The sequence below is a fragment of the Halobacteriovorax sp. RT-1-1 genome (assembly GCF_047085455.1).
Taxonomy (GTDB): domain Bacteria; phylum Bdellovibrionota; class Bacteriovoracia; order Bacteriovoracales; family Bacteriovoracaceae; genus Halobacteriovorax_A.
This window is the reverse complement of sequence record NZ_JBKIXZ010000002.1, coordinates 134207-150157: the sequence shown is the minus strand read 5'-3', so window position 1 is coordinate 150157 and position 15951 is coordinate 134207. Positions and strand designations below refer to the sequence as shown.

At 36.8% G+C, this 15951-nt stretch carries 15 protein-coding genes and 1 tRNA gene; 8 read left to right on the top strand and 8 right to left on the bottom strand.

The window, feature by feature from the left end; genetic code table 11:
- The first annotated feature begins 5 nt into the window (after nucleotides 1-5).
- The 3 genes from ACMAWV_RS11000 to ACMAWV_RS10990 are packed head-to-tail and all read left to right on the top strand — an operon-like array spanning nucleotide 6 to nucleotide 2518.
- Nucleotides 6-392 carry a Rid family detoxifying hydrolase gene (locus tag ACMAWV_RS11000; RefSeq protein ID WP_103217735.1) on the top strand — a complete coding sequence of 129 codons (387 nt, stop codon included), beginning with the start codon at nucleotides 6-8 and terminating at the stop codon, nucleotides 390-392.
- A gap of 13 nt (nucleotides 393-405) precedes the next feature.
- Entirely contained in the window at nucleotides 406-1044 is a 639-nt protein-coding gene (locus ACMAWV_RS10995) for a YdcF family protein (protein ID WP_103217734.1), read from the top strand.
- Between the two features lie 19 nt (nucleotides 1045-1063).
- Nucleotides 1064-2518, top strand: a complete 1455-nt coding sequence (locus tag ACMAWV_RS10990; RefSeq protein ID WP_392993491.1) for a leucyl aminopeptidase family protein — start codon at nucleotides 1064-1066, stop codon at nucleotides 2516-2518.
- A gap of 41 nt (nucleotides 2519-2559) precedes the next feature.
- On the opposite strand, the gene ACMAWV_RS10985 is transcribed toward ACMAWV_RS10990, so the two are convergent.
- The 4 genes from ACMAWV_RS10985 to ACMAWV_RS10970 all read right to left on the bottom strand — a co-directional run bounded on the left by ACMAWV_RS10985 (nucleotide 2560) and on the right by ACMAWV_RS10970 (nucleotide 6960).
- Nucleotides 2560-4746: a RelA/SpoT family protein gene (locus ACMAWV_RS10985; RefSeq protein WP_103217732.1), complete on the bottom strand. Its 2187-nt coding sequence runs from the start codon at nucleotides 4744-4746 to the stop codon at nucleotides 2560-2562.
- Nucleotides 4746-5312, bottom strand: a complete 567-nt coding sequence (gene gmk / locus ACMAWV_RS10980) for a guanylate kinase (RefSeq protein WP_103217731.1) — start codon at nucleotides 5310-5312, stop codon at nucleotides 4746-4748. The genes ACMAWV_RS10985 and gmk overlap by 1 nt, the downstream gene beginning before the upstream one ends.
- A 4-nt stretch (nucleotides 5313-5316) precedes the next feature.
- On the bottom strand, nucleotides 5317-6198 hold the full coding sequence (locus ACMAWV_RS10975) for a YicC/YloC family endoribonuclease (RefSeq protein WP_103217730.1): 882 nt from the start codon (nucleotides 6196-6198) through the stop codon (nucleotides 5317-5319).
- 105 nt (nucleotides 6199-6303) lie between these two features.
- The gene (locus tag ACMAWV_RS10970) at nucleotides 6304-6960 is read right to left on the bottom strand and encodes a hypothetical protein (protein ID WP_103217729.1); all 657 of its coding nucleotides are present in this window, start codon (nucleotides 6958-6960) and stop codon (nucleotides 6304-6306) included.
- Nucleotides 6961-7161: 201 nt separating this feature from the next.
- Here ACMAWV_RS10970 and ACMAWV_RS10965 point away from each other — a divergent pair, with 201 nt between their 5' ends.
- Nucleotides 7162-8031, top strand: a complete 870-nt coding sequence (locus tag ACMAWV_RS10965) for a flagellar basal body-associated FliL family protein (RefSeq protein ID WP_412470375.1) — start codon at nucleotides 7162-7164, stop codon at nucleotides 8029-8031.
- On the opposite strand, the gene ACMAWV_RS10960 is transcribed toward ACMAWV_RS10965, so the two are convergent.
- The gene (locus tag ACMAWV_RS10960; protein WP_412470376.1) at nucleotides 8020-9261 is read right to left on the bottom strand and encodes a sigma-54-dependent transcriptional regulator; all 1242 of its coding nucleotides are present in this window, start codon (nucleotides 9259-9261) and stop codon (nucleotides 8020-8022) included. The two genes, ACMAWV_RS10965 and ACMAWV_RS10960, sit on opposite strands and share 12 nt — an antisense overlap.
- Before the next feature lie 53 nt (nucleotides 9262-9314).
- On the opposite strand from ACMAWV_RS10960, the gene yihA reads away from it, so the two are divergent.
- Nucleotides 9315-9992: a ribosome biogenesis GTP-binding protein YihA/YsxC gene (gene yihA / locus ACMAWV_RS10955; RefSeq protein WP_412470377.1), complete on the top strand. Its 678-nt coding sequence runs from the start codon at nucleotides 9315-9317 to the stop codon at nucleotides 9990-9992.
- Nucleotide 9993: 1 nt separating this feature from the next.
- Here the strand turns inward: yihA and ACMAWV_RS10950 are convergent, their stop codons facing one another.
- Nucleotides 9994-10293, bottom strand: coding sequence for a hypothetical protein (locus tag ACMAWV_RS10950; RefSeq protein WP_103217725.1), 300 nt, complete (start codon nucleotides 10291-10293; stop codon nucleotides 9994-9996).
- A 60-nt stretch (nucleotides 10294-10353) separates the two neighbouring features.
- On the opposite strand from ACMAWV_RS10950, the gene ACMAWV_RS10945 reads away from it, so the two are divergent.
- Nucleotides 10354-11274, top strand: coding sequence for a lysophospholipid acyltransferase family protein (locus ACMAWV_RS10945; RefSeq protein ID WP_392993498.1), 921 nt, complete (start codon nucleotides 10354-10356; stop codon nucleotides 11272-11274).
- Nucleotides 11267-12211: an NAD-dependent epimerase/dehydratase family protein gene (locus ACMAWV_RS10940; RefSeq protein WP_158246850.1), complete on the top strand. Its 945-nt coding sequence runs from the start codon at nucleotides 11267-11269 to the stop codon at nucleotides 12209-12211. Before ACMAWV_RS10945 ends, ACMAWV_RS10940 begins: the two co-directional genes overlap by 8 nt.
- Nucleotides 12212-12222: 11 nt before the next feature.
- On the opposite strand, the gene ACMAWV_RS10935 is transcribed toward ACMAWV_RS10940, so the two are convergent.
- Both ACMAWV_RS10935 and ACMAWV_RS10930 read right to left on the bottom strand, forming a co-directional pair.
- Nucleotides 12223-14127, bottom strand: coding sequence for an alkyl sulfatase dimerization domain-containing protein (locus tag ACMAWV_RS10935; RefSeq protein ID WP_412470378.1), 1905 nt, complete (start codon nucleotides 14125-14127; stop codon nucleotides 12223-12225).
- 93 nt (nucleotides 14128-14220) lie between these two features.
- Entirely contained in the window at nucleotides 14221-15432 is a 1212-nt protein-coding gene (locus ACMAWV_RS10930) for a hypothetical protein (protein ID WP_412470379.1), read from the bottom strand.
- A 131-nt stretch (nucleotides 15433-15563) separates the two neighbouring features.
- Here ACMAWV_RS10930 and ACMAWV_RS10925 point away from each other — a divergent pair.
- Nucleotides 15564-15649: transfer RNA gene (locus tag ACMAWV_RS10925), tRNA-Leu, on the top strand.
- Nucleotides 15650-15951 lie beyond the last annotated feature (302 nt).

Genomic DNA, 15951 nt, shown 5'->3' with positions numbered 1-15951 from the left:
TAAAGATGACATTTCAAAAGAATATTATTTCAACTGATAAAGCGCCAAGTGCAGTAGGAACTTACTCACAAGGTGTTGAATATAACGGGACATACTTCTTTTCTGGTCAAATCGGAATTGATCCAGCGACTAGTGAACTAAAAGAAGGATTTGTTCCTCAACTAAATCAGATCATGAAGAATATTGATGGGCTACTTGAGTCACAAAACTTAACTCGTGAGCACATTATTAAAACTTCAATTTTCGTTACTGACCTTGCTAACTTTGGTGAGGTCAATGCTGCATATGAAGCTTATTTTACAGCTCCATATCCAGCAAGAAGCTGCGTTCAAGTTCCAGCACTTCCAAAGGGAGCTGTTGTTGAAATTGAAGTTATTGCAGCTAAAGGATAATTAACACTTTTTTATGTTTGATAAGAAGTATGTATTTGAGACAAAACAAACTAGATCTTGGAGAAAGGCCCTCGAGCTTTTCTCCAAGTTTATTATTTTTATCTTAGGTTACTCACTTCTCTCTTACATCCTCATCCTCTACTCTCAAAACGAAAACCTTAAAACAAAAGAAACTTTCTATAAGAAAAGACCAGATATCATCGTTGTCTTTACTGGGGATAGAGGTCGTATTCAAGAAGCGATTCGCTTAGCAAAAGAATACAATCAAGAAAATATTCTAATTTCAGGAGTGCACACAAAAAATAGTGTTAGTACTTTAATTCAAAGTCATCAAATTACAGATGAGATTAATCACGATTTTCTTGATATCGATTACAATGCAAAGAATACTTATGAGAATGTTTTAGAAACTCTACAAGCTCTTCGCAAGAAGAGCAATATTGATACTGTTCTGATTGTTTCACATGATTACCATATTCTAAGAATCAAATCGATTATCGAATATCGTCGTCGCGATAGTGATCAATACAAGTTCTATTTCTGGGGAGTCAAGTCACCACTTGATTCACTTAGAAGTCTCAAAATTATCTACAAAGAAGTATTTAAATACTTCAGAACACTTACTTACTTGGCCCTGGCCAGTGAGGATTAAAATTTAAATAGGAGGAATAATGAATATCGTTCCATCAATCATGGCAACTAAGAAAAGTGGCCCAAAATCACTTCGTTCAACTGTAACGAGAGTTTACTTACTAACTGCAAGTGCACTAGAAGAAAGCAATATTACGCATTCTGAGCATATCCCGGAGTGGATTATCGGAAGAATTGGCGAAGAAAAAGAAGTTAGTATCCTTGGTAGTGAAGGACCTATTATCTTCAAAGTTATCGAAGAAGCTAAAGAGGGTGAGCAACACTATAACCTTATTACAGATAGTAACTACTCTATTGCAAGAGAAGCACTAGGCTCTCTTGTTGGTCAGATTACTAAAGAGCGCTCTAAGAAAGTTGAAATCAATTTCTACGGACTTGATAAAGATATGATTACTGGTGCAATCGTTGGACTTGAACTTGCGCTTTACCGTTTTAAAGAAGAACTAAACCTTGGTGCTATTTCATTCTTTGATGACGCAAAGAAAGTAGCGAAGTCTACAGTAGATACGGCCCTTTCAATGGCGCAATCGATTAATACAGCAAGGCACTTAGTTAATCTTCCTGCAAATATGTTAAACCCAGTAACTTACGCAGACGCGGTTAAGAAGCACTTTGCAAAATCAAAAACGATGAAAGTTACGATTTATGATGAGAAGAAATTAGAGAAAGAAAAATGCGGACTAATCTTAAGCGTTGGACAAGCTTCTGCGACTCCACCAAGAATTGTTCATATGCAATACCGTCCAGCGGGAGCAAAAGGCAAGCCTACAGCAATCGTTGGAAAAGGAATCACATTTGACTGCGGTGGCCTAAATCTAAAAGGTGGCGCAGGTATGGGTAAAATGAAAAAAGACATGGGTGGTTCTGCAACGGTTATGGGATTTGCTACGTGGCTAGAGAACTCAGGTGTGAAGAAAAAAGTAGACCTTTATCTTGCACTTGCAGAGAACTCGATTAATGAAAATGCTACTCGTCCAGGAGATATCTATACTTCTCGAAATGGCCTAAAGGTCGAAATTGGTAATACTGATGCGGAAGGAAGACTTGCTCTTGCCGATGCAATGGATATTGCGATTACTCAAAAGGAAAAGCCAGAAGTACTAATTGATTTTGCAACTTTAACTGGGGCCGCAAAAGTATCAATGGGTGATCATGTAACGAGTATGTTTGCAAACGATGATGAACTAGCTGATAAACTACTAAAGGCTTCTCAAAACAATGGAGACCTTTCTTGGCGTATGCCTCTTTATAGACCTTACTATAAAGGTTTTAAGTCGCACTTTGCAGACATGAACAATATGTCGACTGTTCAAGGTGGATCTATTGGAGCAGCTCTCTTCCTAGAAAAATTTATTGGTGACACTAAGTGGGCACACTTTGATATCTTTGGATGGACGAGTGGATTTAGACCTTCACTTGTTCAAGAAGGTGGATCTGGCCAAGGAGTCGAGACTCTAATTGGATACTTTAAATAAGAAATAAAAAAGCAGGTCGTAAGACCTGCCTTTTTTTATGCTTAACCTCTTGTAACAGAGATCACGGAGTCTAGTGCTTCAAGTCCCGAAATTGTTTTAAGTAGTTCAGAATAATCCTTAACCTCTACTTCAAAAATAAGACTACCTTTTCTATCTTGAGTTGACTTGGCCATGGCCGAGCGAATATTTACGCCAAGGTTTCCAATTTCCTTAGAAATCATTGAAAGAATACCTGGCCTATCATGTGTTAGAACATGAATATTTACTGGATGCTTAAACGTGAAGTTCTCATTCCATTCAACGGCAATTTGTCTCCCGACATCACCTACATCGTAACGTGTACAGTCTGAACGGTGAATCGTAATTCCACGTCCTCGAGTGATATATCCAATAATTGGGTCCCCTGGAATAGGGTTACAACAACGGGCCATACGAACCATGAGGTCGTCCATTCCATCAACGATAACGGCATTATCTTTGTGAGCACGCTTTTTAGCAGTACGAGAAATAGTTGAAGTAAGTGAAGAGATTTCTTTCTTCTTTGCATCATCAACTTTTTCATCTTTTAGACCTGGAATACATTCGATAACTTTATCAACATGTAATTTCCCAGCGCCGACGTTATTGTAGATTTCACTATAAGTTTTAACGTTAGTCAGATTTTCTTTCGCATAATCAAGATCATTACGCTTTAAAACTGCTTTTAGAGTCGTACCAAGAACCTTGAATGCCTTATCAAGAGTTTCCTTACCAACTTCAATATTGCGCTCTCTTTCGGCCTTAAGCAGCCAAGACTTAATCTTTGCCTTTGCCTTAGAAGACTTAACAATATTTAACCAATCTTTATTAGGAGTTTGAGTCTTTGATGTAAGAATCTCAATTGTATCACCTGAACGAAGAACGTACTTTAATGGTACCATTCTTCCATTAACTTTCGCTCCCACACAACGGTGTCCAATATCAGTGTGGACACGGTATGCAAAATCTAATGGAGTCGAATTATCTTGAAGTTCAAATACATCACCATTTGGTGTGAAAACAAAGACACCGCCTACATCAAGATCATTCTTAACATGAGACATGAATTCAGAACTATTATCTGTGTCCTTATTATATTCAAGAAGTTCTTGTACCCAATCAAGTTTAGTCTTACCTGATGACATCCCTTCTTTATACTTCCAGTGAGCAGCAATCCCTCGTTCCGCAACTTCATGCATCTCTTGAGTACGAATTTGAATTTCAATTCTCTCTGCCTTAGGTCCAACGACCGTCGTGTGAAGAGACTGGTAGTTGTTAACCTTTGGAATTGCAATATAATCTTTGAAGCGTCCTGGGATCGGTGTAAATGCCGAGTGAATAACCCCAAGGGCCTTATAACATTCAGTAATATTATTAACGATGATTCTAAATGCTAAGATATCGTGAATTTGTTCAAAATCCACACCGCGTGAAACCATCTTTTTATAAATTGAATAGAAGTGTTTTGAGCGTCCTGTAATATCGGCTTTTACTGAGTATTCAAAAAGCTTCTCTGTTACGACACCAATTGTGTCACCAATATAAGTTTCGCGATCACTCTTCTTCATCGCAACTTTTTCGGCCAAACGATAATAAACATCAGGGTGAAGGTAGCGAAGACAGATGTCTTCTAGTTCAATCTTTACCGAATTGATACCGAGCCTAGAAGCTAGTGGTACGTAGATATCAAGAGTTTCTTCGGCAATTCGCTTTTGTTTTTCTTCACGAACATACTGAAGCGTTTTCATATTGTGCATACGATCTGCAAGCTTAACAATAATGACTCGCAGGTCTTGTGCCATGGCAACAACCATCTTACGGAAGTTCTCCGCTTGCGATTGTTCCTTTGACTTAAATTTCATTTTAGAGATCTTAGTTAGACCTACAACAATTTGCGCGATCTCAGTCGTAAATTCTTTTTCAATCTCTTCAGGAGTAACACTACAGTCTTCAACAACATCATGAAGAAGGCCTGCGATAATCGTATCAAGATCCATATGAAGCTTAACAAGAGTAGCAGCAACATTCAGCGGGTGAATGATATACTTCTCTCCAGAACTTCGCATCTGTCCCTCATGGGACTTTTCTGCAAAGAGATAAGCTTTTCTTAAAAGAGTGAAATTCGCGTCTGGATAATAAGTTTCGACACGTCGACAAAGTTCATCAATATTTAATTCGCGCTCATGGGCGAAATCGAGTTGCTGGTACATTACTTTCTTAAGATTCCTTCAAAAATATCTTTTAATTCAATATATGCAGTCTCAAGGTCATCATTAACCACAAGATAATCGTAATCATTCTTTCTAAGTAATTCGCGTTTTGCATTATCAAGACGAATATTTAAACTTTCATCTGTCTCCGTGCCACGGCCACGAAGTCTCTGCTCCAATGCTTCAACACTTGGTGGAGCAATAAATATCACACGTGCACGATCACCAAAATATTCTTTGAATGAGTCAGTTCCTTGAACATCTAGATCAAAAAGAAGATTATGCCCTTGAGCTATTTCGTTCTCGACAAAGTCTTTAGAAGTTCCATAGTAATTACCATGAACTTTTGCCCATTCTAAAAATGCATCTTGCTTCTTCATAGCAAGAAACTCTTCTTCTGATATAAAGTTATAGTGCTTACCATGCTCCTCACCTTCACGGGCCTTTCTTGTCGTAAAAGAAACCGACTCCAGGAGATCATGGAATTCATTTTTAATCCTCTTAATCAGAGTTGATTTTCCTGATCCAGATGGTGCAACAATAACTATAATTTTACCTTCACTCATAATACTACTCGAGGTTTAAACCTTGCTCTCGAATCTTTTCTAGCTGAACCTTCATTTGAACAACGGCTTCAGAGATCTCTTGTAGTGTTGACTTCGATCCCGTTGTATTAGTTTCGCGGTTAAGCTCTTGAATAAGAAAATCAATTTGGCGTCCAACTTCCCCGCCTTTTGTTAGCAGGTCATTTAACTTAGATAGGTGGGCATTAATACGATTAATTTCTTCGTGAATATCCATTTTCTCTAAGTAGAAGATTACTTCTTGCATAAAGCGAGGTTCATCAACAGGCATCGCCGTTTTATATTCTTCAAATCTCTTCTCAAGTCTTTCCTTTACGGCCGCTTGAAAATCATCTGACTTATCATTAACTACTTTAAAAAACTCTTCATAAGATTGCTGATGTTTTTTAATAACATCGACCATTTTTTGACCTTCAATCTTACGTGATTCTTTTAAGTTCTCAATCGCTCCCTTAAGGGCATCGATGGCAAAAACATTCATCTCATCAATAGAAGACTCATCGACTTCTTTCATAAATTCATTACGTAAAAAATCAGTTGGTTTTATATCGAGTTGAACATCATTCTTGTCTGCTAGATGTTTCATCGAAGTTATAAATGCGTTCACTTTTTCAGTATCAATATCATCAAAACGAGATTTCGCTTCAAGCCTTTTATAGCTTACGTTTATATCAAAGCTTCCGCGTTTAAAATTTTGCGCAATGAGATTTCTCATTTCAAGTTCAACACTATTAAAAAGTGATGACATCTTAAATCGAATATCTTTAAAGCGATGATTTACTGTCTTGATTTCAACTGTAACTTGAAGGCTTTCACTTCCCGCTTCGGCCTTACCAAAGCCAGTCATTGAATATATATTTTTGGCCATTTCCTCTCCCAATGAATGACTTTTTTAACTCAAATATACAGCGATATCAACCGCTAGAAGTAATAATATTAATTATTTATTATACTCCCCTGAAGATTGCTTTCCCTACTCGAGAGACCAGCCTTCAACCTTTCCTTGGCTAAAGTAGACAAATTTACGCTCACCGTTTTCAAAGAAGGTCCAACGCTCATTTTCAAGCTGTGGGTTACCTGCTGTGTCAACACGATGTGGGTTTCCCCAGCGATCAATTACATTCTTCTTGTCCATCCCCATTGCAATTTCGCGATGAGCCTGAGCTCTTGGAGAATAGCGAAAAATTGATGCAGGCTTTCTGGCCTCAAATTTCCTCTGCTTCTCATATCGAACGAGGGTTCTTCCATATTCTTGCTGCTCTGCTCTTGTTAATGTTAGGTAGTATAGTTTTTGAGAGTCATTATCAAACATCCTCTCTTTTCGACGGAATGCTTCACGATCCTCTGGACGCATACTATCGAGCTTCCCCTGTAGCTCCATTTTCAATCGTTTTTCTTGAGACCATGAAGGGTAATCTTCTTCACTTGATGGTGTTCTTTTCATCATTTCATCTTTAGAGTACTGCACATAGCTAGGGTCTCCCCCAACAGTATCAAACGCCTTACCTGGGCTAAATAGTGAGAATCCTTCATCTTCCTCTCCCATAACATCAAGAAATTGTCGATCCATTGAGATCGGTCCGCATGAAACAATGGTCAAAAGTGAAAATAATGTTAATGCTCTAAGCATGTCTTCTCCTTAAAATATTCTCCCCATCACCTCTTCTCTACGGCGTAATTATTGAGATTTCTTAAGAATCCATTCAGCTTCCCCCACATCCAGAAAAAACTTCCTAGCATATTAATTTACTCAAGAATTAACTGTTGCCACTCAGGTATTTTAGGGACTTGCCGATAAGTGCTATAGAGATAGATTTGGGGATATTCTGTAATGATGAATAAATGGCTAAAAATTGAAAAATATTTAAATGGTTTGCTAACAAATCTTGCCAACTTCTTTACTGGAATTACTCCAAATAAGATTAAGAATTCTTATCACAACTTTCTAAAGACAATCGCTGGACTCATCCAGAAGATCATTGCCTTGCCAGAGTTCCTTACTGGGCCGGCAAAAAAATGGCTTAGAATTAAGCTAGCTGCATTAGTCACATTCATGCTGGCCAAAAAGCAAAGTTTAGCAAGTGTTGGAGCTGCTTTTAAGAATTTTAAAATGTCTGGTGATATTCCTCTCATGGCCTACAACGCAGCGAAAAGTTTTTGGTCAAAGAATGTTGCCCTAAAACTTGCAGCAGTCTCTCCGGCCAAGGCCGTGGGAATAACATGTACCCTAACTGTTTTTTCACTAACTGGTATTTCTGTTTATCAAAATATCCAGGAGATTTCAGATAAGACTTCTCCAAAACAAGAAAGAAAAATTGCTAGTGAAGAAGATCTAGAAAAAGCTAAATGGGGTCGATCTCGTTATCGTCTGGCCAATAAAAGAACGATCTTTTTAAGAAATGTTGATATTCCAATTTACATAAAAAATAGAAATGGCATGAAGTCTCTTCTTATCGATGTGCTATTAGAAACAAATAATCGATACACGGCCCAGTATTTCTATAAACCAGAAAATGAGATTTTAATACGCGACCGCCTCAATGAATCACTTCAAGCTGTTGTGCCTAACTTTCCTCTTGAGCCAGAAGGGAAGAAAATTATCAAAGAAAAAGTTCGTTATGAAGTTAATAAACTAATTGAAGATCTAAAAATCGACGGTCACGTTGAAAAGGTCTATATCGACTCAATTTTAAATGGATAAGACCGTTCTCACTGTTTGATTTGAAACTCCAAGTAAACTTGCAGTAGTTGCAACATTTTGGTCACAATGATTAAAAACTTTTAAAAAGTAACGATGCTTCATATCTCGATATGAATAGAATTCATTATTTTCAATAGAACGATCTATTATCTGATTGTGATCCATAAGATTATCATCCATTTCACAATAAGTTAGAAGATTTGACTTCCCCTTTAGGTGCTTCTTTTTTAAATGTGCATTTAATTGCCTAATATTTCCAGGCCATGAGTAACAATGATAAAACTTCTTAAGTTTAGGGTGAATGGTAATGCCATATCGATTTTCATAAGAACAAAGTAACTCATTTAAACGTTGATCATTCTCACGCAAAGAATCTAATTTTATCACTTCTTCAGATGATATACGAAAATAAAAATCAGAGCGCATTTTCCCTTCCTCTACTAGCTTTAAGAGGGAGCGACCTGAGGCCACGATAACTCTAGTTTTTATATATTGCGCTTGATTTGATCCAACTGGATAGAAAAGTCCATCATCGAGAAAGAGCAAAAGCTTTGCTTGAACTTCTTTTGAAATAGAATCGATTTCATCTAAGAATAATGTTCCACCATTGGCCATTTTTAGAGCACCATCCTTATCACTTAAGGCACCTGTAAAAGATCCTTTCTTATGACCGAATAATTCTGACTCCAAAATATTATGAGAGTAAGAACTTAAGTTAAGATGAACAAAATTACCAAGCACGCCACTTTGCTCATGTATCTTTTTTGCTAAATAGCTCTTTCCAGTTCCAGTCTCTCCTTCAATTAAGACATTAAGCTTTGGATGGATTTGATAATCAAAACGGAGCTTCTCTTTGCGCTCCTCTCTTAAGCAGCGAATTCGATTTCGCCCAAGGATAATTTCATCGCCCTTTCTCAGATAAGCGTGAGATGAAAATGAGCCGTTAATTCTAAAGGTTGCTCCATTAATTCCTGACAAACAAAAGGTATCACCTACATTTGTTTTCACAATTGATAGCTTAAAGCCAGCTTCATCCTCTATCGAAATAATAGGTAGTGAGATTTCTAGAGAATCAACAATAAACTCCTTTCCTGTTAATTCAATATGATAGGATGTTCGATTCAATAAAATTCGACGTTTTGAGCCAAATAAAGGTGTAATTTCTATAGAATTTCCATGAACACAAAATGTGTCTTTTACAAGTTTATCTAACTTTGGTACTTCTAGCATATATAACTCCTTAGAATTTAAGCAAAATCGTAGATAAACGGAAGTGAAGAAAAATGGAATATAGAATCGCCAAAGGTACAACTCAATTCAAATACGGAATGACAGATGTGAACCAACTAATTGAATGGTTAAATGCAGAAAAACCGATTGGTGTAAGTTTCATTGGCCGCTCAAATGCGGGTAAATCTTCAACAATTAACTCTTTATTTGGAAAAAGTACTGCTGTTACTTCAAAGACACCAGGACGTACACGCCAAGTAAATATCTTCTCATTTCAATTAGAGAAAGAAGGTAAAGTTGTCGATAATCTTCCACCTTTCTATCTATTTGACCTTCCTGGTTACGGACATGCTAAGGTTTCAAAAGAAATTCATGCTCATTGGGCAAATCTAATGGATGAATTTTTTAAGAACTGTGGTGAACAAAACCTTATGCTTAATCTTCAAGATGCTCGTCACCCAAATCAAAAAGCTGACTTAGTCTTTAGAGATTACCTAAGCCCATTCGGTCATGAAGCATTTCTACTATTTAATAAACTTGATAAGCTTAAGACTCAAAAAGAAAGAGCCGCACTTAACAAACTAAAGCCTGCTATCTTTAAAGAACATAAGTGGGTAACTCAAATTCACTTTATTTCGGCCCTAAAAGGACAAGGGGTTCCGCAATTAGAAAATGCCATTATCAATTACCTTTTATTACAAAATGAGCTAGAGAATAACCAAAGAGACTAAGCTACTCTTTAGAACATTTTGATTTAATATTTGATACGTCTTTTTCCATCAAATGAAGTTGATTTTCATAATCTTTAATTTCTTTTAAGAGTTCATCAACTTTAGGGTTTTCCCACTCAAGTATTCCCGAACTTAGATGCTTTGCAGCTAGTTGTCCCAACTCCTGATACTTCTCATTTAACAGAGTATTTGTATGAGACGCAGTAAGCATCTTCTTACCAATAACAGTTGCCTTGGATAGTTCTTGAGAGCACTCATCAACTATTTTCTTAAGCTTGGTTTTCCATTCCTCTTTTTGCATAATTCACTCTTTCAGATAGAATAAATAATAGATCGTCCCCTATTTTACAAAAAGATAAGTATGATTTCATTAGATTTTTTAGCAAAAAAATTCAACTCTTTTGAACAGGTTCTTGAAAGTAAATTTTCAAGTTATAAGGACTTACTAACCAGTGAAGAAAAGAGCACTCTCGAAAGTACTTATCAAAGTCTTTTAAAGATTTATGGGGAGACAGAAGACCCTTGGGGCCTAAGTGTTCCAAAAGCCAAGAAGAGTTTTGAAATTCTTTATACAATTTATCGCCACTACTTTAAGGTGCGTTTATTTGGTAAAGAGAATATCAAAAATGAACAGTACATGGTTATATCCAATCACTCAGGTCAAATCGCCATTGATGGCCTCATGATTGGCTGTGCCTTCGCTTTTGAAAATGAACCACCTAGAGTTTTAAGGCCAATGGTTGAACGCTTTTTTACAGCTCTTCCGTTTATTAACAAATGGTCTTCTGAATGTGGTGCCGTTTTAGGTGATCGTGATAATTGCCTCAATCTTCTGAAAAGAGGTGAATCTCTTCTTATCTTTCCAGAAGGTGTAAGAGGCGTCTCTAAGAGCACAACTAACTATTATAAAGTTCAAGAGTTCACGCCGGGATTTTTTAGAATGGCACTAAAGAGTGGTGTAAAAATACTCCCCGTTGCAGTTGTTGGAGCCGAAGAGATATTTCCTTATGTTTACCAAGCAAGCGCAGTTGCTAAAATCTTGAAGCTTCCAGCACTGCCTATAAGTGCAAATTACTTCCCACTCCCATCACCTATTGATATTCATGTAGGTAAACCAATAGAATTACCAGAAGATATTGATGCAGATAGTGAGGATAGCTTAATTAATCCACATATTCGAGAAATAGAAAGAGTCATTCAATCAATGCTTACTGAAGGTAGGAAGACACGTAGACCTTGGGCATTTTCTAAAAAAATGAATGAGGATAACGGCGATGAATAATAAACGCTCTATCTTAATCATTGGTGCTTCAGGAGGGCTAGCAAATATTCTATGTGGAATTCTAGCAAAGCGTATGCCTGATGCAAGAATCATTGGAATTGATTCTCGAAAGATGAAAAACGAAGTTGATTTCGATAATTATACATTTCATCGTATGCGATATACACGACGAAATTTTGAAAAGCTCTTTCGTGAAAATAGATTTGAATCGATCTATCAAATAGGAAGGATTACTCCTCCCGGAGGAAGTGCCGAGGAACGCCTAAGTTTCAGTCTTGTTAATACCAGTAAAGTATTGGAGCTCGCGGAAAAGTATTTGATTAAAAAGTTTATCATGCTTTCTACCTATCACGTTTACGGGGCACAACCAGACAATCCTGTATTTATAAATGAAGACTATCCACTAAAAGTTAGTATTAAGCACCCTGAGCTACGTGATGTGACAGAGATAGACGCTCTATGTACTAACTGGATGTGGAAAAATAGAGAAAATATCGAAACAGTTGTTCTACGTCCTTGTAATATTATAGGACCTCAAATTGATAATACGATTTCAAGGTACCTAACTTCTAATATGACTCCTGTGCCAATTGATTTTAATCCTATGATGCAATTTATCCATGAATACGATATGGCAAATATTTTATTTCAAGCATTAGATAAAATTCCAACAGGTGTCTACAATGTTGCTCCAAGTGAAACGATATCACTCCAAGAGGCAAAGAAGATTACAGGTACAAGGGATATTCCATTTCCAGTTTTCACATTAGAAGTTCTTTCAAAAGCGATCAGAAAGATCTGGCCGTTCCCGAGTTATTTCATCGATTTCGTTATGTATTCATGTATTATTGATAACACGAAAATACATCAATATATTCCGGAAGATATTTACCAATATAATTGTAGAAAAACCCTCTCGTTAATACGAAAGGGTTAGTTTTTTAATAATCATTCTTCTTCACTGGCCAGCGTACGTTCTTTTAGCACATTCAGGGCCGGATCATTTTCCCAATCATAGATAATATCGAAATTTGAAAAGGCTTCGATAACTTCTTCTCTCGTTCCTTTTTCAATTCCAATATCTGCACTAACGATAAAATCATCAATTGTTCCCAAGTTGTTATATATCTTAGTAAACGTATCTTTGTTCATGTGCACTTCAATATCCTTCATCTTCTCAATAATCTTCCTATCTGTAACAAAATCAACAACGGCATTTCTTATATGTAGGCCATACTTTTCATCATAACCGAGATTCACTGCAATGAACTTATCAGTCCCTTGAGATCGTCCGGGATTAATTCTAATGCGATAATTATTAACAAACGCACTTGCATTATTTCTTACTTGCACAAATGTTGCTGGTGCGTTTTTAATAATGGCAACCTTACCTTCTGCTTTTCTTGCTTGACTCAAGGCCCAACTACGAGCAGTTGTAGCAAGGCTTCGATAGCCAATTTGTTTTAAACAATTTGCTTTGATTTGATTATTATCATTACTATTATTAATTCGAACAAGATAATTAGCTAACTGACATGACCACTGATAATCTCCGTCTCGATATGCATAATCAGCTAGCGACTTAACTCGTGTCTCCCCCCCCATCGCAAGAACAATTCGCTTCGCTTCATCATCAGGATGTAGTTTATAAAGATTTGTTGCATCACGATCAAAATGTCCAAAAATAGCTGTATAAATACGAGGAGGCATTGATGAAATTGTTCCATAATTTTCAATCAATGTAGGTTCACTTTTTAAATAATCAGGAATCTTCACAAAGTACCTTAGTTCATCAGGACCCATTCCAAGAGAGATACCTTTTAAGGTTTGATCTAACACAAACGAGAGGCCATCTTGATAACTTTGAAGTCGTTGTGCTATTTTTTCTCGTCCCCTTAGACTAGTAGAATGAGTACTCATAAGGATTTCTGGTTTAAGTTTTTTTATAAACTCAACTGACCTTTTCCAATCTTCTGGGTTACGATACTTACCTCCTCTTAGACTATAAATATTCGGAAACCAGCCCCACATAATATTATTCAGTACCGCCTTTTTAGATGGAATATGGACGAGAACTTGATTCGAGGTATCTGTACCGATATCTTTAGTATAGAAAGTCATATCAACACCAGCAATTGTTAGACGTTGTCCATTACGAACAGGAGTATTTACAGGAACAAACCCATCATTATTAGGTATTACAGTATTTTTAAAACGAGCATCATCACCTTTATCTGGAAGGTATAGATTAAATTGCTCAACTGTTCTGGCCATTAAAACACCACTAACTTCAGAGTGTAGAGCTTCAACTCCTCCAGTCATCGCCATAACTTTATTTGTATTTGGATGACCAATTATCTTAATATTTCTATTACCTCTACGTTTTTCTTCTTCAACAAAGTACCTTGCACCAAGACTATAATGTTCATGTGAGTATATGATTGCTCTAACAGGATACTTAGTAACTTTTCTTAACTCTTTATAAAAGATGCTTGCATCGTGTTCGTTATCGGCTGTATCGTAGACGATTACGCCATCGTTACCAATGATAAAATGTGAGTTTACAATACTATCGCTTCCAATTGTATAGAGACCGCGTCCTAAGTTTAAAGTAGTTAATTTATCATATGAACCACGCTTTGAACTTTCCTGCGGTAATTTCCAATAATCGAAAGTTTCCTTAGACACAAGTGCACCATTATCAAGCTTTGATAACTTCTTATCCTTCGACTTCATCATTGGATTATCATGGAGTAGTGTATTAGTACTAAGAGCGCTTCCCATAAAAGATGTGCCTCTTCCTACAAAAAATGAGATAACACATAAAATTAAAACGAGAAATCCAACTTTCATATATTCTTCCTTTGTAGAGTTTCTTCAAAGAGTCTTTCGACATATAACAAAGAAAGAAGTACCTAAGTTCAGTTAACAAAAGTAAAATGAAGTTTACTCGAATGGTTGACCAAGAATAACAATAACAAGGCAAAGGACGGCCATTAATAATGAGAAAGTAAATTTTTTCTTATTCAATCGGTAGTTAATTAAACAGCTACTTATACATTGAAATAGGTAATAAAGAGCAAAGGCCTTTGAAGCAAAAGAAATGATTTTGAAAATATCGAATAGCCAGACAAGAATTGTTCCGATACAGGCTATGAAAAGGTATGCATTTTTCGATTTAATCTTTCCACTTGAGATCTCTGCAAAAAGACCTCCACCTCCTCCCATATCCGCAATGGCAGCACTTAACTGACTTGCCATTGCAGCTGCAAATAAGAATGTAGGAGCTAGTACAAATACAAATTGACCAATATCAATGACAGATGTTTCTGAAATCACTCCGCTTAAAGGGTGTGACTTAAAAACAGGAATAAATAAGGCAATAAGTAGCATATATATTGCACTACTAAGCAATTGAGCGTACCTCATGCTTTTTACTCTCAATTCTCGATTATACTTCTCAGAAAGGTATCGACTTGTTTCAAATCCTTGCACCATAATGAGAAGTCCTAGACTTACAGCTAGAGAATGATAGTTAAAGTTGCCAATATCTTTTGACTCAATCGGATGACTACCGAATTGATAAGCAACGAGTCCCATCAAAAATGTCACAATAATAGAAAGCTTTACATTAACAGAAACACTCTCCAGTTTTTCTAGTGATGATAACCCATGCTGGTGTCCAAAGAATGCGATGGCCATGATAACAACAGTAACAACACCTTTTTCAACAACAGCGCTATGATCACCAGTCATCCTTAGAAAGAATGATGAAAATAAATAGAGATAGTAAGTAATAGATAAAATATAAGCAAACGCCAGTACCCACTCACTTATTCTTTCATTAAATCTAACTTTATCGTGAATATGATTATTAAGATCACTCGTTAATAGTACTGGCTCGACATCATTAATATTCCAGCGAATGACTTCCCCTATTCCAAACGAGGCAAGGCAGAGAACGGCCATTAAGACAGGAGCATAGACACCGCTTAACTCATTTAAAAGTGGTGCTGAAATAAGAAAGCCACTGCCAATAATGGAAGCCAAAGGAGTCATGGTTGCTGTCCAAGTAGAATTAGTCATTACTTTCTTCGTAAAAAGTAGAAAGAGAATAACTGTAACAATAAAGAGATAGGTCAAAGACTGCACTTCCATATATGTCCTCATTAATAGAAATAGTTTATAAGTTTAAATACAAAAAAGAATAAACTGCGCGTCATATTTATTGATAATTATTAACAATTGACTGATTTCTATGAAATGAATAGACTTAATCTATTCTCAATGGCCCGGTGGTGGAATGGTAGACACAGCGGATTCAAAATCCGCCGGTAGCAATACTGTGCGAGTTCAAGTCTCGCCCGGGCCACCATAATAAAAAAGCCCAGGTTTATCCTGGGCTTTTTTATTATTGTTGCTTGGGTATAGAACTTGAATTTGATTCGAGTTTAGGAGCAGGATGCGACGTATGCCAACGAAGGCAGGGCAACCAATCGCTCCTGCTCATGGTTGCATACAAAACATCCTGTTTATAAGCCGAAGTTGGCCAAGTCTCGCTAGCATAAAAACTAAATCCTTCATTTAAAACATAATTCGATTCGAGTTTAGGAGCAGGATGCGACGTATGCCAACGAAGGCAGGGCAACCAATCGCTCCTGCTCATGGTTGCATACA